Source organism: Myxococcus stipitatus DSM 14675 (genome assembly GCF_000331735.1).
GTDB lineage: Bacteria > Myxococcota > Myxococcia > Myxococcales > Myxococcaceae > Myxococcus > Myxococcus stipitatus.
This window is the reverse complement of the sequence record NC_020126.1, coordinates 716,969-740,726: the sequence shown is the minus strand read 5'-3', so window position 1 is coordinate 740,726 and position 23,758 is coordinate 716,969. Positions and strand designations below refer to the sequence as shown.

21 protein-coding genes are annotated in these 23,758 nt (G+C 69.0%); 11 read left to right on the top strand and 10 right to left on the bottom strand.

The features are described 5' to 3' along the window. The first annotated feature begins 294 nt into the window (after nucleotides 1-294). The 6 genes from MYSTI_RS03035 to MYSTI_RS03010 all read left to right on the top strand — a co-directional run bounded on the left by MYSTI_RS03035 (nucleotide 295) and on the right by MYSTI_RS03010 (nucleotide 7,574). Nucleotides 295-1,131, top strand: a complete 837-nt coding sequence (locus tag MYSTI_RS03035) for a Hint domain-containing protein (RefSeq protein ID WP_015346223.1) — start codon at nucleotides 295-297, stop codon at nucleotides 1,129-1,131. A 23-nt stretch (nucleotides 1,132-1,154) separates the two neighbouring features. Continuing rightward, nucleotides 1,155-2,891 (top strand): M1 family aminopeptidase, encoded by a 1,737-nt coding sequence (locus MYSTI_RS03030; RefSeq protein WP_015346222.1) that lies wholly within the window; start codon nucleotides 1,155-1,157, stop codon nucleotides 2,889-2,891. A 46-nt stretch (nucleotides 2,892-2,937) separates the two neighbouring features. Further along, nucleotides 2,938-3,732, top strand: coding sequence for a hypothetical protein (locus tag MYSTI_RS03025; RefSeq protein ID WP_015346221.1), 795 nt, complete (start codon nucleotides 2,938-2,940; stop codon nucleotides 3,730-3,732). Nucleotides 3,733-3,929: 197 nt separating this feature from the next. Further along, entirely contained in the window at nucleotides 3,930-5,468 is a 1,539-nt protein-coding gene (locus tag MYSTI_RS03020; protein WP_044278494.1) for a M4 family metallopeptidase, read from the top strand. Nucleotides 5,469-5,511: 43 nt separating this feature from the next. Next, nucleotides 5,512-6,348 (top strand): Hint domain-containing protein, encoded by an 837-nt coding sequence (locus MYSTI_RS03015; RefSeq protein ID WP_015346219.1) that lies wholly within the window; start codon nucleotides 5,512-5,514, stop codon nucleotides 6,346-6,348. Nucleotides 6,349-6,443: 95 nt separating this feature from the next. After that, nucleotides 6,444-7,574: a hypothetical protein gene (locus MYSTI_RS03010; protein WP_015346218.1), complete on the top strand. Its 1,131-nt coding sequence runs from the start codon at nucleotides 6,444-6,446 to the stop codon at nucleotides 7,572-7,574. Between the two features lie 67 nt (nucleotides 7,575-7,641). Here MYSTI_RS03010 and MYSTI_RS03005 read toward each other — a convergent pair whose 3' ends face one another. Continuing rightward, entirely contained in the window at nucleotides 7,642-8,832 is a 1,191-nt protein-coding gene (locus MYSTI_RS03005; protein ID WP_015346217.1) for a hypothetical protein, read from the bottom strand. Nucleotides 8,833-9,077: 245 nt separating this feature from the next. Between MYSTI_RS03005 and MYSTI_RS03000 the strand changes: the two genes are divergently transcribed. From MYSTI_RS03000 to MYSTI_RS02990, 3 genes are all read left to right on the top strand, one after another. Next, on the top strand, nucleotides 9,078-10,451 hold the full coding sequence (locus MYSTI_RS03000) for an ankyrin repeat domain-containing protein (RefSeq protein ID WP_015346216.1): 1,374 nt from the start codon (nucleotides 9,078-9,080) through the stop codon (nucleotides 10,449-10,451). Between the two features lie 87 nt (nucleotides 10,452-10,538). After that, complete coding sequence (locus tag MYSTI_RS02995) at nucleotides 10,539-10,874, top strand: ArsR/SmtB family transcription factor (protein ID WP_015346215.1); 336 nt, start codon at nucleotides 10,539-10,541, stop codon at nucleotides 10,872-10,874. Further along, nucleotides 10,871-11,353 carry an SRPBCC family protein gene (locus tag MYSTI_RS02990; protein WP_015346214.1) on the top strand — a complete coding sequence of 161 codons (483 nt, stop codon included), beginning with the start codon at nucleotides 10,871-10,873 and terminating at the stop codon, nucleotides 11,351-11,353. The genes MYSTI_RS02995 and MYSTI_RS02990 overlap by 4 nt, the downstream gene beginning before the upstream one ends. Nucleotides 11,354-11,398: 45 nt before the next feature. Here the strand turns inward: MYSTI_RS02990 and MYSTI_RS02985 are convergent, their stop codons facing one another. After that, entirely contained in the window at nucleotides 11,399-11,797 is a 399-nt protein-coding gene (locus tag MYSTI_RS02985) for a hypothetical protein (protein ID WP_015346213.1), read from the bottom strand. Between the two features lie 73 nt (nucleotides 11,798-11,870). Continuing rightward, a complete protein-coding gene (locus MYSTI_RS02980; RefSeq protein WP_015346212.1) occupies nucleotides 11,871-13,031 on the bottom strand; it encodes an FG-GAP repeat domain-containing protein in 1,161 nt (386 codons plus the stop codon). An 808-nt stretch (nucleotides 13,032-13,839) separates the two neighbouring features. Between MYSTI_RS02980 and MYSTI_RS02970 the strand changes: the two genes are divergently transcribed. Next, on the top strand, nucleotides 13,840-15,534 hold the full coding sequence (locus tag MYSTI_RS02970) for a HEAT repeat domain-containing protein (RefSeq protein WP_233278151.1): 1,695 nt from the start codon (nucleotides 13,840-13,842) through the stop codon (nucleotides 15,532-15,534). A gap of 108 nt (nucleotides 15,535-15,642) precedes the next feature. Then, a complete protein-coding gene (locus tag MYSTI_RS02965; RefSeq protein WP_015346210.1) occupies nucleotides 15,643-16,797 on the top strand; it encodes a hypothetical protein in 1,155 nt (384 codons plus the stop codon). A 16-nt stretch (nucleotides 16,798-16,813) separates the two neighbouring features. Here the strand turns inward: MYSTI_RS02965 and MYSTI_RS02960 are convergent, their stop codons facing one another. The 7 genes from MYSTI_RS02960 to MYSTI_RS02930 all read right to left on the bottom strand — a co-directional run bounded on the left by MYSTI_RS02960 (nucleotide 16,814) and on the right by MYSTI_RS02930 (nucleotide 23,723). Then, nucleotides 16,814-18,850, bottom strand: coding sequence for an ATP-binding protein (locus MYSTI_RS02960; RefSeq protein WP_015346209.1), 2,037 nt, complete (start codon nucleotides 18,848-18,850; stop codon nucleotides 16,814-16,816). Nucleotides 18,851-19,099: 249 nt separating this feature from the next. After that, nucleotides 19,100-19,759: a DapH/DapD/GlmU-related protein gene (locus MYSTI_RS02955; RefSeq protein WP_015346208.1), complete on the bottom strand. Its 660-nt coding sequence runs from the start codon at nucleotides 19,757-19,759 to the stop codon at nucleotides 19,100-19,102. Between the two features lie 38 nt (nucleotides 19,760-19,797). Next, entirely contained in the window at nucleotides 19,798-21,546 is a 1,749-nt protein-coding gene (locus MYSTI_RS02950) for a histone deacetylase family protein (RefSeq protein ID WP_015346207.1), read from the bottom strand. Between the two features lie 174 nt (nucleotides 21,547-21,720). Continuing rightward, complete coding sequence (locus tag MYSTI_RS02945; protein WP_015346206.1) at nucleotides 21,721-22,146, bottom strand: hypothetical protein; 426 nt, start codon at nucleotides 22,144-22,146, stop codon at nucleotides 21,721-21,723. Between the two features lie 17 nt (nucleotides 22,147-22,163). Next, on the bottom strand, nucleotides 22,164-22,868 hold the full coding sequence (locus MYSTI_RS02940) for a phosphatase PAP2 family protein (protein WP_044282766.1): 705 nt from the start codon (nucleotides 22,866-22,868) through the stop codon (nucleotides 22,164-22,166). A gap of 81 nt (nucleotides 22,869-22,949) precedes the next feature. Next, nucleotides 22,950-23,369 carry a biopolymer transporter ExbD gene (locus MYSTI_RS02935; RefSeq protein ID WP_015346204.1) on the bottom strand — a complete coding sequence of 140 codons (420 nt, stop codon included), beginning with the start codon at nucleotides 23,367-23,369 and terminating at the stop codon, nucleotides 22,950-22,952. A gap of 111 nt (nucleotides 23,370-23,480) precedes the next feature. Further along, nucleotides 23,481-23,723, bottom strand: coding sequence for a hypothetical protein (locus MYSTI_RS02930; RefSeq protein ID WP_015346203.1), 243 nt, complete (start codon nucleotides 23,721-23,723; stop codon nucleotides 23,481-23,483). Nucleotides 23,724-23,758 lie beyond the last annotated feature (35 nt).

Here is a 23,758-nt window from a genome sequence, read left to right as displayed (position 1 = left end):
CGCGTCCGGAGTCCCACATCGCCGCCGGCCCTCGCCGAAGAGACCCGAGGGGAATCCACACCCCAAGTGCCTTCCAGGCGGCCATCTGCCTGCCCGAGAGGGCCCCTGGCGAGAATTCCACGCCAGCGCCACATCTTTGGAATTGTTTTCATTCGCTGCAAATCAATGACACTCAACACTCATGGCAGGGGCTCCCTCCCAGGGCTGATTTTCACTCGACTAGCATAGGTGAAAGCAGCTCCGTCCCCCGCCATTCCAGACACCCCCACCGGCCCCAGCCCTCAGGAGCGAGCCATGAAGCGACTGTCGTCTCTGCTTGTCCTTGCGTGCGCGATGCTCTCCACGGCGGCATCGGCGCAGCTCTCCACCCGCTGTTTCACGGACGACCAGCTCACCACGCCCGCCCTGGCCCAGGGCCGCAACAACTGGGCGCACAAGTGCGGCTACATCACCGTGGCCAAGCGGGACTTCCTCAACTCCGAAGGGGAGTACCAGGTGTTCTCCGGTGGCTGCTTCGCCTTCGCGGCCTCGGGCCCCACCGCGACGTGCTCGTTCTTCATCCCCGCCGACATCAACGCGCCCTGCATCGGCGAGCTGGTGAAGCTGGGGACGTGCGTGACGGGCTGCTACACGGCGCGGGAGAAGGTGGCCTTCAATGGCGTGTATTGGCCCATCGAGGACGCGTACCACGCGGGGGTGCGCACCGTGACGGCGCTCGGCAAGGACGCGACGCGGGTGTCGCCCACGTCGGGTGAGCAGCCCATTCGCGCCTTCGTGGCGGGTGACACCGTGGAGGACGTGTTCGCGCTCGAGACGGCGGATGGCCGCCGCGTCGAGGTGACGGCCGAGCACCCCATGGTCACCGCCTCCGGAGAGATGGTGAAGGCCAAGACGCTCCAGAAGGGAGACGTGCTGCTCGGCGTCCACGGCGAGAAGGTGGAGCTGCGCGACGTCTCCGTGTTCCGCTACGAGGGGAAGACCTGGAACGTGCAGCCCACCAGCCACGAGAAGCTCGAGAACGTGCTGGATGTGGAGGGGCTGTTGACGGGCTCGGTGCGCTTCCAGAACGAGTGGGCGGAGGACCACTTCCGGCTGTCTGTGCGGGACGAGGTTCGCGTCGACGACCTCTGAGCCGTCCCCCGGAGCCTCCCGTCATGCGAAGCCTCCCACGTGGGTCCACGACAGCGATGACACCGGGGCTCGCGCTGGCGTGGGGCCTGCTGTCGCTCTCGCTGGCGGCGTGTGGCCCGCTGGAGGCTCCGCCCCAGGCCGTCGACGAGGACGGCACGCTGTCCCACCGCTACGGGACGCTCACGCCGCGAGGTGACTTCGCGGCCACCGTGACGCGCTACGAATACGAGTTCGTCACGCAGACGGGCGCGGCGCGCTCCGTGTTGATGCTGGATGTCGCCCCGCCCGGAGGCGACTGCTTCGTGGTGAATGCCCCCGAGGGGCTCACCGACCTCCACTGGAACGGCGCCATTCCCTTGCGCGCGGAGTCGACCCCCGAAGGCATCCGCGTCTGTGGCCCGGGGCTCTTCGCGGGACAGGTGAAGCTGGAGGCGCGCTTCACCGTGCCCCTCCAGACGTATGACTTCACCCAGGTGGGCTTCTCGCGGAAGTTCGACCGCTCGGGGAACCTCTTCACCTATCTGCTGGGCTGGGTGGGCGCGTGCGACCGGTTCGGCCCCTGTGACGACCGGACGGACCAGCTCACGCAATACGTCTTCACCATCAAGCACGGCGCCAACGAGCGCGTGCTGTGCCCGGGCAAGCGGACACGCCCCAGCACCACCACCACGCGGTGCGAGCTGACGGGGCTCACCAAGGCGCCCACGTATTCGTCCTTCGCCGTGGCCTCCAACCCCGCATGGCGCTCGAGCATCCTCACGGAGGTGCCCGGCAAGTTCAGGCTGGAGCTGCACGAGGTGCCCGGGGGCAAGCTGGCCTCGGCGCTGCACGGCGCGGACGTCCGGGCCTATCTGAACTGGATCATCGGCGAGCTGGGTCCGCTGCCGTACGGCACGGAGCTGCGCGTCGCGAGCGCGCCCACGGAGTGGCTCGGCGCCGAGCACCCCGCCAACCTCATCCTCCGCGAGGACCTGCCGGACCTGCGACGCGACTATGCGAACATGACCCTGCACACGCTCATGCACGAGGTCGTGCACCAGTGGGCGGGCAATCGCACCACGCTGTCGCGCCCCTTCGACTTCGTGTGGAAGGAAGCCATCGCGGAGTACCTCACGTACCGCTATGAGCTCCTGGCCCGTCCCCCGGGCGAAGCGGAGCAGACCCGGGCGCACTGGGACCGGCTGGCGCGCACCGCCTCGTACTACCCGCAGCCACAGGACGCCCCGCCGCCCGTCTTCCTCTCGTACTCGGCGGATGTCTACGGCACCGGGCCCCTGATTCTCTTCCTCCAGCTGGAGCCGCTGCTCGGCGAGGACGTCGTCCTCCAGGCCATCAAGGACTTCCTGCACCAGCCCGGTGACCGGAGCGTCCAGGACCTGCGCACCGCGCTGGAGCTCGCGTCCGGCGAGGACCTGGGCCCCTACTTCGACGCCTGGGTCCACGGCAGCGGAGACCCGGACTGGCCCTACTTCGAGGTGAGCACCGAGGCGCTCGATGGGGAGCTCCTCGTCACCGCCGTCCAGCGCTCCCTCTCCGGCACGCGCTACCCCATCTCCGTGGACGTCCTCATCGAGGGCACCACCGAGCAGCGCGTCGTCACGCTCGACTACGGACTGGCGCCGGAGTCGGACACCTTGCGCGTGAAGGTGCCCTTCGACGAGCCCGTGACGCAGGTGACGGTGGACCCGGAGAACCGGGTCGTCAATCGCAGGTTCCTCGGGCTCAACCCGGAGCCACCTCCCGAGCGGTGGCGTCTGTAACCCCTTCGTTTCATCGCGCCGTCATCCACGACAAGGAGTCGAGCCCATGAACGGACCACCTCCCGGCCCCCCCAGGCCGACGCCGCCTCCTCGCTGGCGGATGCTGGGGCCGGGACTCGCGATGCTCGTCCTGGGAGGCGTGGGCCTCGTCGTGTCCACCTCTCGGCCCGATGCGCCCCAGGCCCCTGTTCCCCAAGAGCCCGCGCCCGGCCCGATGCGCTCCGCCGCGCCCCTCCCTCCGCCTCGGCCCGCGTCCTCCCCGCCCGCGCCCGTCACCCAGACCTCCGAGGCCACGGAGCCCGAAGACACCGCGACACGCGCACAGCGCGAGGCCGCTCGCGAGTCCGCGCGTCAGTACCGCGCCGGGCGCTTCAACGCGTTCTTCCGCAAGGCGGCCTTCATCGAGGAGTTCTCGAGACAAGGGCCCACGCGCATCCACGGCTTGAGGGAGGAGCTGGCGGACCCGTCGGCCCTGCGACAGCTCGCCGCCGATGCGCGGTTCCTCGAGGACAAGCCCGAACCCGTGCTCGAGCGCATGGCGATGATTGACCTGTTGTTCGAGCTCGCGCCCTCTGAGCCCGCGGCGCGCGACGCAATGACGTCACTGGCGTTGTCTCCCATCGACCGCGGCCTGCCCGACTCGGTGAAGAAGGGGTTGGTGGGGGAGAAATATGACCTGCTGTTTCGCCTCGCTCAGGTGGACCGCCAGCTGGCGGTCGACACCTTCGCGAAGCTGGAGAGTCCCAAGCTCAAGAACCTGCTGCGAGAGGCGCTCATCGCCGGCCTGGCCGAGTCGGGGGCCAGCCCCGATGAAGTCCAGCGGATGACCGCGCACCTGTAGTCGCAGCCGTCATGGACCCAGGAGGACCGTGTCTGCCGATGGCGGACAGGGCCTCGTGTGTCCCGCAGTACCAGCCCAGCCGGTGTCCGACGACGACCCGAACGACTCGCCCGTGCCCCCCACCCGTCGGCAACACATGGCCACCCCTCTGCGCTGGAGCCAGCCAGCAACACCCACCTGTAGACAAGGAGCGCGTCGTGACTCGGACTTGGAAGAAGGGATTGATGGGAGCGTGCTTGGCCATGCTGGGCGCCGCCTGTGGCGATGCACCCGTGGACCCGGCCCCGCCCCTGGACAGCTCGGCGCACGCACTGTCCTCCTCGGGAGACCTCGAAGTCGTCCACGCCGGGAAGGACGGCACCCCCACCTTCATCCGGGGACAGCTGGGGCGGCTGAGCCCGTCGCTGACGGCGCGAGGAGCCCCGTACGCGCTGCGCACGCTGGCCCCCCGGTTCGGCCTGCGCGCGGAGGAGCTGACGGTGCGCTCCAGCCGCACGGATGACCAGGGCACCACCCACGTACGCTACGACCAGACCCACCACGGCGTGCGTGTCATTGGCGGAGAGCTGGTGGTCCACGTCGACCGCGCGGGACAGGTCTACGCGGCCAACGGCTCCGCGCGAGGCGCTCGCGAGTCCGCGTCCCTGATGCGGCTTCCCCTGGCCGCCGTGAAGCGCGCGGCGCTGGAGGGGCTGGAGCAGGTCTCCGTCCGCGGCGAGCCGCGCTTCGTCTACTTCCTCGAACCCGAGGGCCTCCTCGCCTCCGCCTACGAGGTGACCCGCGTGGGCATCCGCGAGGGAGACCCCGTGCGGGACCTGGTCTACGTGGACGCCGCGTCGGGCCGGGTGCTCGACGTGCGACCGCAAATCCACGCGGGGATGAACCGCCGGGTCCACTCGGCCAATGGGAGCTGGGTGACGCCCGGCACCCTGCGGCGCGCCGAGGGCTCCAGCCCCACGTGGGACGCGCACATCGACCGGAACTTCGACCACATCGGCACGACGTATGACTGCTTCGAGACCATCTTCGGCCGCGACTCGTTCGACGACCGGGGCGCCTCCATCACCAGCACCGTCCACTACGGCGACGGGTACGTCAACGCGTACTGGGATGGCTCGCAAATCGTGTTCGGGGATGGCGACGGCTACAACTCCATCGAGCTGGGCCTGGACCTGGACGTCGTGTCCCACGAGATTGCCCACGCCGTGACGCAGTACGAGTCGGGGCTCGTGTATCGCAGCGAGTCCGGCGCGCTGAACGAGAGCCTGTCCGACATGGCCGCCGCCCTCTGCGAGAGCTGGTCTCGCGGCGGAGCGGTGGACGCGGACGTCTGGAAGATTGGCGAGGACGTCTGGACGCCCCACGTCGCCGGAGATGCGCTGCGCTACATGGACAGCCCCACGCGGGATGGCTCGTCTCGGGACTACTACCCGGAGCGCTACACGGGCTCGTCCGACAACGGCGGCGTGCACTGGAACTCCGGCATCCCGAACCTGGTCTTCAAGCTGCTCGTGACGGGCGGCCCGCACCCTCGCGGCAAGACGGGCACGTGGGTGAATGGCATCGGCATGAACCGCGCGGCGCAGACCTTCTACTTCGCCGCGACGAACTACTTCACGTCGACGACCACCATGTCCCAGGCCAAGGCGTACACGATTCAGGCCGCGCAGGACCGGTACGACGCGACGGTCGTGAACGCGGTGCGTGATGCCTGGAACGCCGCGGGCGTGCCGTAGGCGGCCGTCTTCCCTGTCACCCCCAACACCTCAAGGAGTCACCATGAAGTCTGTCTTCATCACCACCGCTGTCTTCCTCTTCTGTCTCTCCCCTTCCGCCCACGCGCAGCTCTCCACGCGCTGCTTCCAGGATGACCAGCTCACCACGGTGGAGCTGGCGCGGGGCCGCAACGCCTGGGCGCGCAAGTGCGGCCTCATCAGCGTCGCGCGCGAGGCGTACCTGAACTCGGAGAACGAGTATCAGGTGTTCACCAATGGCTGCCATTCGTTCCCGGCCGTGCCGGAGGGCTCCTCCTGCACCTTCTTCGTCCCCGCCGAGGAGGCCGCCGCGTGCGTGGGCAACCTCAACAAGCTGGGCACCTGCGTCGCGGGCTGCATCACCCCGTCGCAGAAGGTGGCGTTCGGCGGCCGGATGCTGCCGGTTCCGGAGGCGTATGCGTCCGGGCTCCACACGGTGTCGGCGCTGAGCGCGGACTCGGAGGTGGGCCTGCTGCGCTTCGGCGAGCAGAGCATCCGCAGCTTCGTGGCGGGTGACACGCAGGAGGACATCTTCACGCTGGAGACGCAGGAGGGCCGCCGCCTGGAGGTGACGGCGGAGCACCCCATGGTCCTCGACGACGGGACGATGGTGAAGGCGCGCACGCTGAAGCCCGGGGACACGCTCATGGGCGCGGACGGCGCGAAGCTGCACCTCACCCGTGTCACGGTGTTCCACTTCAAGGGCCAGGTCTGGAACGTGCGGCCGGAGAGCCACGTGAAGCTGGAGAACGTGATGAACGCGGAGGGCTTCCTCACCGGCTCCGTGCGCTTCCAGAACGAGTGGGCCCAGGACGACTACCGCCTGTCGCTGCGCGATGACGTGGACGTGGGCGGACTCTAGAGGGCTGCCTGAGAGGCCCGGTTCGATGACATGAGGCCGGGCCTCTCGGTGGGCATCTCGAGAGCCAGCTAGACTGCCTCCGTCCTGGAGGCTGCATGCACCCGAGAAGACTTCACCGGTCCCCTGCGTCCCCGCTGTTCTCCCTGGTCGCCAGCGTCGCGCTGGCCTGCGCCACGGGCTGTTCGGGCGAAGACGGCGTGGAGGTCCCCAACCCGTTGACGCAGCCCAAGGACGGGCCGCCGGCCGGCAACCCGAACGCGGAGGCCACGTGCAGCGTGCCCGCGGAGGCGGGGCTCGCGGACGTGTCCAAGCCCACCACCGTCGTCGGGACGGGGACGGCCGCCAGCTGTACCTCGGACGCCTTTGTCGACGCCGTGGCGAAGGGTGGGGTCATCACCTTCGACTGCGGTGCGGAGCCCGTCATCATCACGCTGGACCGGACGGCGAAGGTCTTCAACAACAAGGGGCCGGAGGTCGTCATCGACGGCAAGGGCCTGGTGACGCTCAGCGGAGCGGGCAAGCACCGCATCCTCTACATGAACACCTGTGACAAGGCGCTGGTGTGGACGACCTCCCACTGCCAGGACCAGGACCACCCTCGGTTGACGCTCCAGAACCTCACCTTCGTGGACGCCAGCTCCAAGGGGGAGACGGAGTTCGACGGGGGCGGCGCCGTCTGGGTGCGCGGCGGGCGGGTGAAGGTCATCAACTCGCGCTTCTTCAACAACGTCTGCGCCGACACGGGGCCCGATGTCGGAGGCGCCGCGCTGCGGGTGTTCGACCAGTCCGGCGACCAGCCCGTCTACGTGGTGAACACGACCTTCGGCGGCAAGGAGGGCTACGGCGGGGTCGGCTCCAACGGCGGAGGCATCAGCAGCATCGGCGTGTCGTGGAACATCATCAACAGCCTCTTCTCCCACAACCGGGCCATCGGGCGCGGCGCCAACCCCGCCAGCCCAGGCACGCCCGGCGGCGGCAGCGGCGGCGCCATCTACAACGACGGAAACCGGATGACGCTGTCCCTGTGCGGGACACGCATCGAGCACAACCAGGTCAACGCCCACGGCAGCGCCATCTTCTTCGTGAGCAACGACCACTCGGGCGACATCCGCATCGACCGCTCGGTCATCCAGAACAACCAGGGGGGCTCCTGGTACGTGACGTATCCGCAGATCTCGAACCACACGGACACGCCCATCCGCGTGACGGACTCCGTCATCGAGTGACGCCGTCCGTCCTCGGAGGGGCTGCGGGCCGAGTCCGTCAGCCCCCCGAGGACTTCCTCACGGCGGCTCAGGACTTGTCTGTCTTCTGGAAGTCGTGCACCAGATACAAGTCGAAGGTCCGACCCTTGTAGAACTTCTCCCCGAGCTTATCCAAGAACTCGCCGAGCTTGGGCGTATCCTCGACAGACGTTCCTGGCGGGCGCGGGAACCTGAACTCGCCCGCCTTGGGGTCCATGATGAGGACCTCCGTGGGCGTTTGATGCACGGCCAGCGCGTGGTCGAAGCGTTTGTTCTCGCCCTCCTTCGTGCTGGAGATGTTGAGCAGGAAAGCCCCCTGTCTGTTGCACTCGGGGCTGCCCAGCACGTCCTTCATGAGCCCACCGTAGGTCTTGGACTCCCCATCCTTGAAGAACACACACCCCGTGGGCTCGATGTCGTTGAGCTTGTGGGTCTTCAGCTTCTCGACCGTGAGTCCCGCCGTCCCACCGGCGGTGGCCTTGGCCTCGATGGCCTCCTTGTAGCCAGCATGGGTCAACTTCTCCCGCTCACCGAGACTCTCCTTCGTCACGGGAAACTCGCCGCCAGCGGCCATCTCCGTCTGGACGCGCCCACTGAGCTCGTTCCAGACCTTGTTCTGCTCGTCGTATCGTTTGTACTTGTCCTGCATCCGGCTGTGGGCGGCCGTATGAGGCATCTTCTCCGTCAAGGTGAGCGTCGGCGTCGTGCCCGGCTCGCTGGGCGGCTTCGAGGCCCGCTTCTCCTCGGCCTTCGCCTCGAGATGGATAAACGTCTCCGCCTTCTTCGGGCCGACATCCGTGAAGCTATGCTTGTCTTTCGTCACCGAGCGACGCAGCCAATCCGCCGACGCCGCCCTGCAGGCTCCAATGGAGTTGGCGGGGAGATAGAACTGCTGGGGCGCGAAGGAGACGACGTTGTCCTGGTAGGGCTCGAAGATCTTCTTCAAGGACGACTGCAGAATCAGGTTCCCATTGAGCTTCTTCCCCTGGATGTCATTGAACTGTTGCGCGCTGATGGGAGGGGGCGATTTGTGGAAGGCGGGCTTGCTCGAGAACCCGTCCGTGACCTCCGGTTGCGCCTGGGTGCTCTGCGTCTGCTGAGCAGACTGGGTTGTGCTCGTGGAGTCGACAGTCGTGGGGGGCTGAGGCGGCTCCGCGCCCGCCGCCTTGGGCGGATTCGAATCCGTCGTGCGAGCAGCCGTGGAGGACTTGAGGCTCGAGGGGGGAACGCGCATCGTCATCGTGAGGGGCTCTCCTTCCGGCCCAGCATCCACCTGACCGCTTTCCATGAAAAGCCTTCCATCCCCATGCCACCTGGGTGTGGCGAAAGGGACCACACCCCGTGGCGACCTTGGGTCCGGGCGGGAGGAGGCTCGGGCGCTTCCACTCCAGGCGAACCCAGGTTCGACACGGGCGCCGCGATTCCCCCGAGCGAATGGGGGAGCTGTCCCGGTAGGGTGGGACGGAACGCCGAGGAGAAGTCGCGATGGCAGAGACGCAGCAACCGACGATTCATGAAGCAGCAGCCGCGGGCGACTTGCAGGGCCTGACGCAGGCCCTCCAGCGCGGTGAGGGCATCGATGCGCCACGTGACGGGGGTGTCACGCCGCTGATGGCCGCCGCGTTCAACGGGCAGACCGCCGCCGTCCAGCATCTCATCTCCCACCAGGCCTCGCTGGACGTGCAGAGCGTCGCCGGATGGACGGCCCTGCTGTACGCCGCGAAGCGCGGCCACGCGGAGACCCTCCGCGCGCTGCTCAAGGCCGGAGCCAACCCGCACCTCACCGCGAAGGAAGGCGAGACGGCCATCATCGAGGCGGCGTTCAGCCGCCACGAAGACGCGCTCATGGTGCTGCTCCAGGCGGGCGTCACGTCCGGCAAGCCCACCTCCATCGGCCTCACGGACCTCATCGTCTGCGCCGACAGCGGCTTCCTCCCCGCCGTCCGGCTCCTGGTGGAGCGGCAGGCGTCCGTGAACGACGCCAACGTCTATGGCGAGACGGCGCTCATCCGCGCGAGCCTGCGTGGACACACCGCCATCGTGGCCTTCCTGCTCCGGCACGGCGCGGACCGCTCCCTCAAGGACACGTTCGACAAGACCGCCAAGGACTGGGCCGTGGAGAAGGAGTTCCCCCACGTCGCCGCGCTGTTCGACGCCAACGACGCCGCGCTGGATGCGGCAATCGCCAGTGGCGCGTCCTCGGCTGGACCGACGAGCACGAAGTCCGCGGCGCGCGAGGTCGACTTCACCGACTTCGCCTCCTGGACGCAGGGCTACCTCTATGGCTTCGCGGGCTATGCCCCGATGAAGCACTCCAGCGATGCCGCCGCGTTCGTGGAGCTCATCCAGCGCATCACGCAGCGCCCCGTCATCACCATCGGCGCGTCGCTCCACCCCTACCAACTCCTCCGCCCCGAGGGCCTCTCCATCTGGAGCTACACCCTGCTGCGCATGCACTCGCAGCAGCAGGCGGCCCTCCTGGAGGTCGGCAACGGCCGGGCCTCGGTGCACACCGTCCCGCCGGCGGACGCGTTCCCGATGAGCCAGTGGTCCGACAAGCGGCTGTTCACGGACGTCAACCCCGTCTTCGGCCAGTACGTCCCCTTCGTCATCCCGTACCTCGTCCCCAAGGAAGACGGGCCGCCCTACTGGGAGAAGCGGATGGCCGCGGAGGTGGCGGCCCACGGCCACGCCACGCCGTACCTCGAGTCCATCAACGAGGCCCTGCGGTTCCTGCTGCCCCATCCCGCCTTCGTGGTGGGCATTGACGCCTTCGACGAGAAGAACCCCCACGCCGTCGTCCAGAACTTCGTCGACGTCGCCGAGAAGCTCCTGAAGGCCACCATCCGCCAGGGCTGAGCCCCCACACCTGGCGTCCCAAGGGCCGGTGGCCTCCCAGGTCACCGGCCTTCGCCTTGACCGACATATGCACCGGTGTGTATATACATGGACATGCAATTGGACGTCTTCCAGGTGCTCGCCGACCCGACGCGACGCCTCATCGTCGAGACGCTGCTCCAGGGCGAGCAGCAGGTCAGTGACGTCGTCGAGAAGGCCGGCATCCATCAGTCCGGCGTCTCGCGGCATCTGCGCATCCTCTCGGAGTCGGGCTTCGTCACGATGCGACCGGAGGGGCAGCGCCGCCTCTACGCGCTGAAGTCGGAGCCGTTCCAGGAGCTGGAAGGGTGGCTCGGCCCCTACAAGCAATTGTGGGAGGAGCGGCTGGACCGCTTCGGGGCCGCGCTGAAGAAGCGACAAGAGAAGAAAGGACCACGGACATGAGCAACGAGAACGCGAAGGTCGTCGTCGAGCGCACCTACCGGGCTGGAATCGAAGACATCTGGTCGCTCTGGACCACGAAGGAGGGCTTCGAGTCGTGGTGGGGGCCGCAGGGCTTCCGCGCGGACGTGCGGACAATCGACGCGCGCACCGGCGGCACGCTCGAGTACGAGATGGTCGCCGACACGCCGGAGATGGTTGCCGCGATGAAGGAGATGGGACGGCCGCCCTCCCATGCGACCCACTCCCGCTTCACCGAGGTGACGCCCTACTCCCGGCTCATCCTCACCAACCTCATCGACTTCATCCCCGGCGTCGCCACCTACAAGAGCAACATCGTCGTGGACTTCATCCCCCAGGGCGAACGCGTCCGCATGGTCGTCACCATGGACCCCATGCACACCGCGGAGTTCACCCGGATGCAGGAGGAAGGCTTCACCAGCCAGCTCACGAAGCTCGACTCACGCTTCGGCGCTCACTGAGACGGCCACGACGGGGCGCGTGTCCACCGACGCCCCGTCGCCGCATCAGAGCCACTCGGGCCCATCCACCCGCGCGCCCTCCAGGTACGCCAGCAGCGAGCCCTTCGGGTGCGCCGCCGCGTGGGCCACACACGAGCCCAGCATCACGAGCCCGGTGATGCACGGCGCGCTCGGTGAGACAGGCACGAAGAACTGGCAACTGTTCGGCGAGCACGGGAACTGGAAGCACCCGTTCGCGAAGACCTGGTACTCGTTGTCGGCGTTGAGGATGGCCTCCTTCGCCTCCGAGATGTAGTTGCACTTGCGCGCCCACGCGTTGCGCCCAGGCGCTTGCTGCGGCGTGAGATTGTCGTCTCCGCCACAGCGCCCGCTGAGCTGGGCCTCCGCCGGACTCGCGAAGCCCACGACCCCAAGCCAGACGACGCCCCAGAGCAGCTCCTTCATGCCCACCTCCTGGTGGATGCAGCTCCCAGCTCGACAAACCCGTGTCGCGGGCCCCGCTGCCCGCCCCGCTCCGCTACGGCAGCCCGCTCACGGTGGAGCCCAACAGCACCTCCACCGTGTCCTGCGTCGTCCACGCCAGGTCCGGGAAGCCGTCCTCGTCCAGGTCCTCGGCCACCAGCGACGTGGGCGTCGGCGACGAGGCCACACGCACCGGCGGCCCCAGCTCCCCGTCCTCCTGCCCCAGCAACAGGTACACGCCGCCCGACAGCCCCGCGTGCGCCACGTCGCCCCGCCCATCCCGGTTGAAGTCCGCGACCACCACCTCGCCCGGCTCGTCGGCGCGGATGGACGTGCTGGAGAGGAAGCCTCCCCGCCCATCCCCCAGGTGCACGGACAAGTAGCCCGCGGTGGAGAGGCCGTGGGAGATGACGAGGTCCAGGTTCCCATCGCCATTCACATCCGCGGGGGCCAGCCGGAAGGGCTCGTCGTCCGCGGAGCCCGACAGCCGCAGCGGCGCAATGGACGCCAGCACGCCGTCCTTCTTCGACAGCAGGATGTCCACGGTGAAGCTGTTCGTGTTGAGCACCAGCACATCCGGGAGCCCATCCGCGCTCACGTCCGCGAGCATCAAGTCCCGAGGCAGGCCCGTGACGGCATGAGGCACCGCCGTGCCGAAGGTGCCGTCCCCCCTGCCCTTCAGCGTGGTGATGTTGAAGAAGCCCCCCGAGCCCGCGTTCTTCGTGATGGCGTCCAGGTGTCCGTCCCCATCCAGGTCCGCCACCCGCACCTGCTGCGAGTGATTGCCGAGCGAATAGGGGATGCCCTCCCGGAAGCCACCACGCCCGTCGCCCAGGCGGACCGTCATCGCGTTGGAGAAATGCCCCACGATGAGCAGGTCCTGATGCCCATCTCCATTCACGTCGCTGACGGCCACGTCCATGGGCGTGATGCCCGCCGGCAGACACTTCGGTGACGCGAAGACACCCTCGCCTTCACCGTGATGGACACAGACGCTCTGCTCGCGCGCGGCGACCACGACCAGGTCGAGCAGACCATCCCCATCCACGTCCGCGACATGCAGCCCTCTTGCTTGTCCTCCGCCCGCCGCCAGGGACCTCTGCTCCGTGGCGAAGCCCTGCCATCGGGCGACCCCGAAGGTCCGCGGAGAAATCGTGTACGAGGTACACGCGAGCCCGACACAGCAGCTCAGCAAGAGGACTTGGAACCGGGGCATGACGCCTGCCTTGGGGGGAGGATGGGAACGGCGATGGGGGCCGCCGCGGGGCAGCCGCAGTCGACGGGGCAGGTATGAACTGTCTCGTCGACACACGCTCCGTCCCCACACCAGCAGTCGACGGGGCACGTCGCCTCCGTCTCACCGTCCTGGCAGACGCCATCGCCGCACCCCAGATGGCATGCATCCCTGCAGGTGGCCAGGGACCCTGAGGTCTGCGGGACTGGACACGTCCGAACCGCCTGGCTCCGTGAGCCCGTGCCGCGAGAATGCGCGCCCTCCTCACGCGCGCCACAGGCTGTCAGAAGCCATGTCAGGGACACCGCGAGCGCCACGCTCGCGCGCACGTTCGACGTTCGTCGAACCGCACAGCCCTTGGGGATGAGACGCCCTGGGTTCAGTGGACTCGCCATGCCAGCCCCCCGCCGAATGGGTTGCTATATCCTCCAAAAGCCCCGACCGTTCCTACCCGCCACAATGGCAAGCGTGGTTTGGGCCACACATCCGCGTCAAGAAACCAACCCCGGAGGACCTCATGCGCCACCAACGGCCGCTCGTCATCGCGTTGGCTGCCACCCTCGTCCTGGTGGGCCTGGGTGGAGTGTGGTGGAAAAAGAACGCGGAGAGGCCGCCTCCGGTTTCAAGCACACCGTCTGTTTCTCATTCACAGACATCTCGCGGCCCGCTGCCCTCGGTTGCTGCGGGCTCCACGGGGGTGGAGTCCCCGAAGCGCCCCTCGCCCGGGGTCCTCCATCGCCACGCCCTGAGCCTGACGACCACAGTGTCCTTCGAACAACAGAGCTCGGGCATGCGCTTCGCACTCCAGGGGGAGTGGGACGTGGGCATCGTCTCCGCGAAGGCCGACGCCGTGCTGCTCCGCCTCCAGCTCAGGCCCACGACCTTCACCCTGGACGTCGAGGGCCAGGGGCCGCTCGCCCCCGAGGCCCACCAGGCCATGGTGGCCGCGCTCGCCCTGCCCTTCTTCGCGACGCGTGACGCGAGGGGCGCGGTGTCGCTCACCCACTTCGAGCACGGCGTGGATGAGCTGGCGCGAGGGCTGCTGCGCTCGGTGGTCGCGTCCTCGCAGTTCGTCGTGGATGGCGCTCCGCCGACGCAGTGGAGCACCGAGGAGCAGGACACCTCCGGCCAGTACGTGGCCCGGTACGAGCGCGTGGAGGCGCGCCGCTACCGGAAGCACAAGGAGGTCTACACCGCCGCGGCGACCCCCGAAGGACTCCAGCCGCTGAAGGACTCGCCACGCATGAGCGTCAGCGGCGGCGCCACCTTCGAGCTGACGGAGGACGCGTGGCTCCAGACGCTCCAGGTCCGCGAGCGGCTGATGGTGGACCCAGGCGAGGGCATGCCCCGGGTGACGAACACCACGGAGCTGTCGCTGCGCCTGCTCGAGCGGCGGCTCGAGCCCACGCTCGTGGACGCGTTCGCCGCGCGCGCCGCCTTCCTGGACACCTCCCTGCTGGCCAGCTTCCAGGGGCCCGCGCCCGACCCGCTGGCCCACCACCGGCAGGTGCTGGGCTCCCGCAAGCTGGAGGACATCCTCGAGGACCTGCGCGCGCTGCCCACCGACGAGAAGGCGCGGGACGAGGCGAGGACCCGCGCGCTGGAGCAGCTGCGCGCCCTGCTCACCCTGCGCCCCGAGGAGGCCGCGCGCATCCCCGCGCTGCTGCGCGCCAAGGACCTCTCTCCGCTGGCCGCCAGCGCCATGCTCGGCGCGCTCTCCGCCGCGAGCACGCCGGAGTCCCTCCGCGCGCTCGCCTCCGCCACCGGAGACACGGCGCTGACGACGGACGTGCGCATGGACGCGGTCTCCGCGCTGGGCATGGCGGACCGCCCCCTTCGTGAAGGCGTGGACACCCTGCGGCAGCTCTCCCGGAGCGAGGACCCTCGGTTGCGAGGCACGGCGACCTTGGCGCTGGGCAACGCGGCCCTGCACCTGAATGGCGCCGACGCGCGAGGCTCCGAGGCGCTGGTCCAGGAGCTGGAGAACAACTACCGCGCCGCGAAGGACGCGGAGGCGCGGGCCCTGCTGCTGCGCTCGCTGGGCAACACCCGCGCGCCGGCGGCGCTCGACACCCTCACGGAGGCGCTGCGCTCCGACGCGGTGCGCGTGCGCGAGGCCGCCCTGGTGGCGCTGCGCGGGATTCCCGGCCCGGACGCGGACCGGCTCCTCGCGGAGCGCCTGATGAACGACCCCATCTCCGAGGTGCGCCGAGGCGCCGTCTTCGCCTGCGGCTTCCGCCCGCTGGAGCCGCTGCTGCTGCCCATGCTGGGACAGGCTCTGCGCGAGGACACCTCCGACGGCGTGCGCTCCGACATCGTCCACCTGCTGGGCCAGCACCGAGGCACCACGCCCGGTGCCCTGGCGCTGCTGCGATGGGCGGGACAGAACGAGCGGCATCCCGAAATCCGTCGCATGGCCATCACCTACGTGGAAACCCCCACCACGCCCACGCCGCAGCCGTCGAGTCCTCGACCCATTCGCTGAGTTCCCCGCAGCGCGAGCGTGCGAAGCCAGACACAGCTCCCCGGGGGCCGACGCGAGCCCTTGAATTCATCCCATATAGACAGACCTCCCCATCCTCGGAGGTCCCCTATGCACAGGGTGGTATCGCGCGCTGTCGCGCTGATGCTGGTCGTGATTCCCGGACTCGTCGCGGCGCAGAGCTACGTCGACTCTCAACCGTACGTCGTCGAGCCCTCGAAGTATCCCTTCGCTGTCTACACCCCAGGCACGTCGCTGGACGACGCGGTGCCCTGGGAGACCTCCGTCGCCCCCTTCGTCCCCGGCGCCAGCTACTCCCCCGCCGAGGAGCACGCCATCCTCCAGGACGAGACGAACCGCACGGGAGGACAGCTCCGCTACGACCTGGCGGACCACACGCACAACCTGGACATCGAGCAGGCCACGATTCCGGAGGCCTTCACGCACCAGGTCCCTCCGGCCATGGAAATCACGCCGTGGACCAACCCGGTGCAGACATTCAACAAGTCCTACATCCGCACGGAGCGCTTCGGCAACGGGCTGTTCGGCGCGGGCTATCAGCTCAGCACGCTGCTCACCGCGGAGACGGCGACGGCCGTCGCGGACAAGAAGGTGGTGGCGGTGGCCGAGGGCAAGGTGTTCGCCACGGTGTTCTCGTCGGAGCATGACCTGGTGCGCGGGCGCGCCCACGTCGTGGGACAGAACGGGGGCGAGAACAGCGGACAGGCCGCCATCTACGTGCTGGGACAGGAGGTCTGGTCCACCAGTCTGCAGGCCGTGTATGAGCCCTCGCCGGTCAACTGGAGCCGCACGTTCTTCTCCGCCTCCAAGTCCTTCATGGTGGGGCCGGTGCCCATCACCGTGAAGGCCTCGCTCTCCGGCGGCGTGAAGATGGCGGTGAGGGGCGAGGTGAATCCCCTGGTGGCCCGGCTCTCCGCGACGCCCGGCGGCTGGTCCCACGTCACCGCGTCCGCGGCGGTGGACGTCGTCATCGTGGGCTTCGGCGTGGAGGGCAGCCTGGCCCTCATCAACGCCACCCTGCCCGCCTCCGGCGAGGTCCTCTGGCCCGTGTGCAGCCTCGACTGGAAGCTCCGGACGGACCTGGACCTGAACACCCTCTCCGGCACGCTGCGCGCCTTCGCGCGCGTCCGGGTCCTCTTCTTCAAGAAGACCTGGTGGGTGACCATCGCCCAGTGGGCGGGCATCAGCTACCAGAAGACCTTGTTCGGCGTGGAGGGCTCACAACCCCTTGGCATCTGTACCTAGGTGACGCGAGCCTGACTCAGAGCCCTGGACGCACGACTTCGCCCTGCGGGAAGGCGGCGTTCAGGGCCACGCGGAACGTGGTGCCCACGCCCACCGACGACTCGACGGAGATGTGGCCGCCGAGCGCGGTGACGATGGTGTCGCAGATGGACAGGCCCAGCCCCGTTCCCAGCCCCGCGGACTTGGTGGTGAAGAACGGGTCGAAGATGCGGCGCAGGTGCTCCGGAGGAATGCCACCTCCGGTGTCCCGCACCTCCACCAACACCCGCGAGCCCTCGTCCGGCCGCGTGGTGATGCGAATCTCGTTCGTCTCCGACTGCCCTTCCTCGATGGCGTGCGCGGCGTTGATGACCAGGTTGAGGAACACCTGGAACAGCTTGCCCTCGTTGCCGCGCACCTGCGGCACCGTGCCGTAGGTCTTCACCAGCCGCGCCCGAGGACGCACCTCGCTGGCCGCCATCTGAATCACCGAGTCCAGGACGCGGTGCACGTCCACCGGCTCCTCGCGCGTCTCCTCCACGCGGGAGAAGACACGGAGCTGGCGGACAATCTGCCGCATGCGCTCGGCGCCCTCGCGGGCGTCGTCCAGCACCTGGCGGCACTCCACCATGTCGTCGGGTGACAGCGGCCGCGCGCGCGGGCCCAGCGTCGAGTGCAGGTACTCCAGGTTGGACAACACGTAGGCGAGCGGGTTGTTCAGCTCGTGCGCGATGCCCGCGGCCAGCAGGCCCATGGAGGCCATGCGGTCGGCGAGCATCATCTGCGCTTGGGTGCGCTTCCGCTCCGTGTAGTCGCGCGCGATGGTCACCCACGCGGGCGCTCCGTCGAACACCACGGCCAGCGTCACCAGGTCCGCGACCACCGTCTCCCCGTCGCGACGCACCAGCGGCACTTCCACCGCGCGCGCCGCCCGCTTCCCCTCCAGGGCATGCCCCAGGTAGAGCTGCGCCGCGCTCCGGTCCTCCTCGCGCACCAGCTCCAGCACGTGACGGCCCAGCATCTCCGAGGCGTCGCGGTAGCCCAGGTACTGCACCAGCGCGGGGTTCACCGACAACAACACCCCGTCTCCCACGTGCACCATCACCGGGTCCGGGAAGGCCTCGATGAGCAGGTGCACGCCCGCCTCGGTGCGCCGGAGCGTCGTCTCCGTGCGCACGCGCAGCGCCTGGTCCGTGCGCTGCTCCAGCGCCAGCGACAGCGTGCCCGCCGCGCCCGAGAGCAGGTTCACCTCGATGGGGCCCCAGGGCCGCGCCTCCCGGCAGTTGTCGAAGCCGATGACACCGAAGAGCTGCCCGTGCACGTGCACCGGCAGGAGCAGCACGGATTGGACGCCCTGCGCCTCCAGCATGGGCGCGAGGACGGGCGTGAAGCCCCGAGGCAGCGCCTGCACGGGCTCGCCGCGCATCAGCGCCGCCGACTGCTCCGGCAGCAGGGCGTCCATGAACGGCAGGCCGTGCATGTTCGGGTCCTCCAGGTTGGGAGGAATCCCCGGCTCGCACCACTCCGCGCGCTGCGAGGCCAGCAGCACGCCGTCCGGGCCGTAGTGCATCTCGAACACATAGACGCGGCTGGCGGCGGAGACGCGGCCCAGGGGCTCCACCACGGAGGCATACAAGTCCCGGGGGAACTGGTGCGGCATCATCCGCCGCTGGACCTCCACCATCGTCTCCAGGTAGCGCTCGCGCGTGGCGACGGCCTCCTCGGCGCGGCGGCGCGAGTCGATGTCCAGCAGCGAGCCCACCACCTCCCCGGGCTCCCCGGGCACACCGCGCGCGGCCAGCACCACCCAGCGCGCGTCATCGCCGACGGCCAGGCGAATCTCCCGGCGCGCCTCCGGAATCTGCTGCCCCGCCACCGACTCCAGCAGCACTCTCGCCGCGGCGCGGTCCACCGGGTGCACGGCCTCCACCAGCAGGCGCCCGTGAAACACAGCCCCCAGCGAGCCGGTCAGCCGCTCCCAGCCCGGCCCCAGGTAGGTGACACGTCCCTGCGCGTCGAGCTGAAACACCACCTCGCTGAGCAGCCCCTCCAATACCTGGAGCCGCCGCGCCATCGACGCCGCGCTGTCTTGAGATGATGACGACACACCACGGGAGGACAGGCCACCCGCGCTCGTCTCGGGAACCGGTACCGGGGACTCGACCTGCCCCACGTCCCGCCGCTCGTCTGCCACTTCGACCTCCTGCGCCCACGGTCGGGGGGGCCAGAACCCTGTCCAATGACCCCGTGCCCCTCCCGTGGCGACGTCGGATTCCAGCATAGAACCGGCGAATGTCGGGAAGTCAATGAAGGCGGAGAAAGTTCACCCTTGGTCCTCGGGTTCCCACCCGCCCGGAAAACCCGAGCGAGGGCGCTCTCGACGGTCTCCGAGCACTCGGGCGGGCACTCCGCCGACGATGGCCCACGGCGGCACATCCCGCGTCACCACCGCGCCCATGGCCACCACGGCGTGGTCTCCCAGGGTGACGCCGTCCGTCACGCCCGCGTTGGCACCTATCCACACATCCGCGCCCACGGTGATGCCGCGAGACGTCACAGGCTGTTCACGCACGGGACGGTCCGGTGCGAGGCCATGGTCGAAGGCGTAGAGGGTGGCGCCCGTGGCGATACGTGAGCCTTCGCCGATACGGATGCCGCCCGCACCGCCATCCAGGCTCACCCGGGCATTGAGGCTCACCCGAGGCCCCAGGACGACGGGGCCGTGGACGAACGCATCCGCGGCGATGCTACAGCCGGGGCCGATGACGACGGAGCGGCCGGGCTCGGCGAAGACGCGGGCCTCCGGGGCGATGAAACATCCCTCCGCGATTTCAACCGTCTCCAAGTCCCGCAGGCGCTGTTGCACCTCGCGCTGCCAGGCCTCGGCCCACTCGCGGTGGCGCGGCTTGAGGGAGAAGTAGAGCCACGGCATCCAGGAGAGCCGCAGCTTGTGTTGCTCACGACGAAGGGCGTCCAGGTCCACGGTGTCTGCCTACCATGCCCATGCGGGGGTGACGTGTCTCAGCGGCGCGGTTCCAAGGTGAAGTGGCAGCGCTCGCGCTCGGCGGCGACGGCGTCGGTGTCGAGCGGCTGGGGCTCCAGGCGCAGGACCATGTCCGCGGGCTCCCAGCGGTAGGGCTCACCGCCGAGGAGGACGCGGCCATCGGCGACGGCGCGGGTGGCCTCCAGCAGGGGGAGCTGGGAGAGGTCTCGCATCAGGGCCTCGAAGCGGCCTTGCCGGGCGGGGTCCACGAAGCGGAAGCGGGCCTTGGCCACCACGGCGAGGTGGTACCACATGGGGCGGAAGGCGACGCCGGTGAGCTCCAGTCGCCGGGCCATCAGCACGAACATCTCCGTGGCCTCGCGCGCCAGGCCCAGGCCGGGGACCTCCTGGCCGGGGAGCTGGGGACGGCGCTCGCTGAAGCGCGCGCGCGGGTGGCGCAGGCTGAGCCAGTTGACGAAGAAGTACGGCTCGTCGGCGATGGTGCGGCGCTCCACGACGACGTCGACCAGGAGGTGCTCCTGGCCTCCGGCCCGGCCGAGCACCTTGATGCGGTCTCCGGCGCCGGTGGCGTTCACCTCGACGCGGGGGCGGCTGTAGCCCAGGCGCTCCACCTGCCACAGCAGGCCGTAGCGGAAGAGGGCGTACTCCAGCGACTGCGCCGTGTAGTAACCGAGCACGCGGGGCTGAGGGTCCCCGCCCAGGCCGAGCGAGCCTTCGAGGTCCTCCTGGGTGATGGTGATGTCGTCGAGCGGGGTGCCTTCCCGCATGAGCAGGCGGGAGATGCGGCGGTAGCGCGCGCTCAGCGGGTCGTAGCGTTCCTTGATGCGACGGCCGCCCATGCCGGAGAGCACGAGGACGGTGCCGGCGAAGAGCTTCCAGGAGTCGGCGTGGTAGCCGCCGCCGGGGAGCCAGACGCTGGGGACTCCGTGAAGGGCGTCGGCGATGCGCTGGTCGCGGCGGCGCGCGCCTTCGACAGAGAGGCCCACGCGGCCGAAGCGGTCTCCGGCGAGGACGTCTCCGCCCGCGATGACGAAGGCGAGGTCGGCCTTGGGCATGCGCGACAGGAGGCCGTCGAGGAGCGTGAGGTAGTCGTCGTCGGAGATGCCGTCGGGGACGCGGGTCTCGTCGACGCCTTCGGGGAGTGAGCCCCAGTCGCTGCCGGAGAGTGAGCCGATCCAGACCTTGGGGTTGCCGGCGAGACACTCGGCGGTCCCGTCGGGTGGGTGGGCGTCGAGGTCGAGGACGACAGTCTGACCTTCGTAGCCATCGGACTGGAGGGAGGCGAGCGCCACGGCGATGTCGTTGACGGCGCAGAAGCCACCGCCGCGGCCGGGGGCGGCGTGGTGGAAGCCGCCGGCCATGTTGACGACGGGGCCTCTGCGGCCGAAGGCGAGGCGTGCGGCGCCGAGGGTGCCTCCGCAGACGAGGCGGACGTTGGACAGGAGCGTGTCGACCGGGACTTCGGACGGGTCCACCGCGTAGATGCGCGCGAGGGTCTCTGGCCGGCCGAGGGATTCGAGGTAGGCGGCGTCGTGGACGCGGGAGAGCTCGGCGTAGCTCACGGGCCGGGGGCGGTAGACGTCGGCGGGGCGGACGACGTGCTTCTCGAGGAGGTACCAGGTGGTGAAGTCGACGCCGCGGGGCTCGACACCGACGGTGTTCTCGATGCCGGTGAGCGGGAGGCGGTAGGCCTCATCGTAGAAGATGGCGACGAACTCGGTCCGCAGCGCGGGGAACCATCGACGCAGCCAACTCCACACGCTCATGCCCAGGACCTCGCGAGAGGTGCGGGGGAGCGGGGTGAGGAGCGGAGCGAGGGACGGCGCACGGGGCCGCGACTTTCGCGCAGCGGGCGGCGGGTGGGGGCTTTTTCGTGAGGAGAGGGGGCGGCGAAGGTCGCCTCCTCGGCGGTCGGGCCACCGAGGCGCCTGGCGGGACGATTACTTCTGGACGGAGAGGATGCGGCTCCGGGTGATGTCCACGGCGTAGACGACGGGCGTGTCGGAGCGGCTGGGGCCTGGGAGGTCGCGGCAGGTGCTCTCGCGCGGCGAGAAGCTGACGAAGACGACGCTCGCGTCGGCGGAGCCTGGGACCGCGGTCACGTCGTAGGCGTCACGGCGCGAGGCACAGCGTTCCATGGGGCTCGCGTCGCTGGGGAGCGTGTGTCCGAGCGGGAGGAAGTCCTCCATCGCCAGGGACACGGCCGCGGCGATGGGGCCCGAGAGGACCTGCTGTCCTTCCGTGGGCAGGGCGATGGGGAACTTGTAGTGCGCGGCTTCCTCGGGCGGCGCCTTCTCGGGCCGGGACAGTGCGCAGCCTTGAAGAAACAGGAGCAAACCCAGCGACAACGTTTCCCAGCGCAACATGTGTCCTCCGTGCTCCATCACTCCACCACGCGGTGGGCTTCTTCGCGAAGGGCCGGGCTGCGCCGTCGCAAGGCCCGTGCGGTCAGCGCGGTCAGCAGCGCCCAGGCGAGTCCCGCCACCCAACCTCCCAGCACGTCCGTGGGGTAGTGCACGCCCAGGTACACGCGCGTCAGGCCCACCAGGAGCGGGAGCATCAACGCCACCGTGAGGATGTATGCCTTCAACCGCCTGGGCTCCGCGAGCTGCGCCAACAGCCCTCCCAGCGTGAGGTACACAATCGCAGACAACATCGCGTGCCCGCTCGGGAAGCTCGTCGACACCACGTGCTGGAGATGCGGCACCACGGAGGGCCTTGGACGCGCGAAGAGATGCTTCAGCCCCCCGTTCAACAGCGTCCCACCCACCGTCGCCACCAGGACCAGCAACACCGTCCGGTAGCGCCTCGCCAGCACCAGGAAGCCCAGCACCGCCAGCGTCACCAACAACAACACCGGCGCGCCCCCCAGCGACGTCACGTCTTCCGCCATGGGACGCAGCCACCAGGGGCCTCTCGGCACCGACACGTCTCCAGGGCTGCGCAGCGCTCGCAACACCCGCTCGTCGAAGTCCTGCGTCTCCCCCTCCGTCACCTCGTCCGACAGCGCGATGAACCCCAGGCAGCACACCAACAGCAACAGCAGCATCCCGTAGAGCCGCGTCACCGCCACGTGCCGCCCAGACATCCGCGCCCAGAGTCCCCGCATATCCGCGAGACTATGCCTTGGCCCCGCCACCCAGGCTCGTGCGTCCCACGGAATCGAGCACTACTTGTCCTGCTTCGGCTCCACCACCGCGAGCGACACCTTCTCCGCACCCGTCGCCTTCGCCAGCAGCATCACCTTCATCACGTCGCTGTAGGTCAGCGATTGGTCCGCCTTCAGCAGCAACCGCCGCTGGGGGTCCGCGCGCATCGCTTCCCGCAGCTTCTTCTGGAAGTCCGCGTCACTCGCCGACACCTCCGACTCCACGAACAGCTTCTTGTCCGGAGTCATGGAGAGAATCAGCGGGTCCGGTCCGTCCTCCTCCGTCTGCTGAGCCTTGGGAAGCTCGACCTCCTTCCCCCGCTTCATCATCGGCGTCACCACCATGAAGATGATGAGGAGCACCAACACCACGTCAACCAACGGCGTGACGTTGATCTCACTCTTCATCCCCCCACGGCCACCTCCCATGGACATACCCATGTGGCTGCTCCCTCTGAATCGAGACAGCCTCTTGAGTACAGGGTCCGCCCCCTCCGTTGGCCGACACACCGCCCACGGAGGGTCATCGTTTCGTCACGCCGCCAGGCCCGCCTACCGCGCGAACCGGAACCGCTCCTTGCCCGCGCTCCCGAAGGTGGCCCCCAGCACGCACAAGACGTGCAGCACCACTCCGGGGACAATCAGCAGCCAGTAGCCCACGCCCACGAAGCAGAACCACAGGATGGCCCGGATGAGGTGCCCCTTGTAGAGCTGCCCCAAGCCCGGGAAGAAGAGCGACAGCAAACCCGCGACGATGGGGTTGAACGAGCGCTCGTGGACGATTTCGCGCGACATACCGACCTCCATTCACCTGCATCTAAATGCAGCCA

What these genes read in the sequence shown, in the direction of transcription:
- MYSTI_RS02940 (WP_044282766.1), bottom strand. Translation starts at nt 22,868, where the DNA reads ATGTCTGGGCGGCACGTGGCGGTGACGCGGCTCTACGGGATGCTGCTG.
- MYSTI_RS03025 (WP_015346221.1), top strand. Translation starts at nt 2,938, where the DNA reads ATGAACGGACCACCTCCCGGCCCCCCCAGGCCGACGCCGCCTCCTCGC.
- MYSTI_RS03005 (WP_015346217.1), bottom strand. Translation starts at nt 8,832, where the DNA reads ATGACGATGCGCGTTCCCCCCTCGAGCCTCAAGTCCTCCACGGCTGCT.
- MYSTI_RS02935 (WP_015346204.1), bottom strand. Translation starts at nt 23,369, where the DNA reads ATGGGTATGTCCATGGGAGGTGGCCGTGGGGGGATGAAGAGTGAGATC.
- MYSTI_RS02970 (WP_233278151.1), top strand. Translation starts at nt 13,840, where the DNA reads ATGCGCTTCGCACTCCAGGGGGAGTGGGACGTGGGCATCGTCTCCGCG.
- MYSTI_RS03035 (WP_015346223.1), top strand. Translation starts at nt 295, where the DNA reads ATGAAGCGACTGTCGTCTCTGCTTGTCCTTGCGTGCGCGATGCTCTCC.
- MYSTI_RS02930 (WP_015346203.1), bottom strand. Translation starts at nt 23,723, where the DNA reads ATGTCGCGCGAAATCGTCCACGAGCGCTCGTTCAACCCCATCGTCGCG.
- MYSTI_RS03030 (WP_015346222.1), top strand. Translation starts at nt 1,155, where the DNA reads ATGCGAAGCCTCCCACGTGGGTCCACGACAGCGATGACACCGGGGCTC.
- MYSTI_RS02985 (WP_015346213.1), bottom strand. Translation starts at nt 11,797, where the DNA reads ATGAAGGAGCTGCTCTGGGGCGTCGTCTGGCTTGGGGTCGTGGGCTTC.
- MYSTI_RS03015 (WP_015346219.1), top strand. Translation starts at nt 5,512, where the DNA reads ATGAAGTCTGTCTTCATCACCACCGCTGTCTTCCTCTTCTGTCTCTCC.
- MYSTI_RS02995 (WP_015346215.1), top strand. Translation starts at nt 10,539, where the DNA reads ATGGACATGCAATTGGACGTCTTCCAGGTGCTCGCCGACCCGACGCGA.
- MYSTI_RS02950 (WP_015346207.1), bottom strand. Translation starts at nt 21,546, where the DNA reads ATGAGCGTGTGGAGTTGGCTGCGTCGATGGTTCCCCGCGCTGCGGACC.
- MYSTI_RS02945 (WP_015346206.1), bottom strand. Translation starts at nt 22,146, where the DNA reads ATGTTGCGCTGGGAAACGTTGTCGCTGGGTTTGCTCCTGTTTCTTCAA.
- MYSTI_RS03010 (WP_015346218.1), top strand. Translation starts at nt 6,444, where the DNA reads ATGCACCCGAGAAGACTTCACCGGTCCCCTGCGTCCCCGCTGTTCTCC.
- MYSTI_RS03000 (WP_015346216.1), top strand. Translation starts at nt 9,078, where the DNA reads ATGGCAGAGACGCAGCAACCGACGATTCATGAAGCAGCAGCCGCGGGC.
- MYSTI_RS02990 (WP_015346214.1), top strand. Translation starts at nt 10,871, where the DNA reads ATGAGCAACGAGAACGCGAAGGTCGTCGTCGAGCGCACCTACCGGGCT.
- MYSTI_RS02980 (WP_015346212.1), bottom strand. Translation starts at nt 13,031, where the DNA reads ATGCCCCGGTTCCAAGTCCTCTTGCTGAGCTGCTGTGTCGGGCTCGCG.
- MYSTI_RS02960 (WP_015346209.1), bottom strand. Translation starts at nt 18,850, where the DNA reads ATGGCGCGGCGGCTCCAGGTATTGGAGGGGCTGCTCAGCGAGGTGGTG.
- MYSTI_RS02965 (WP_015346210.1), top strand. Translation starts at nt 15,643, where the DNA reads ATGCACAGGGTGGTATCGCGCGCTGTCGCGCTGATGCTGGTCGTGATT.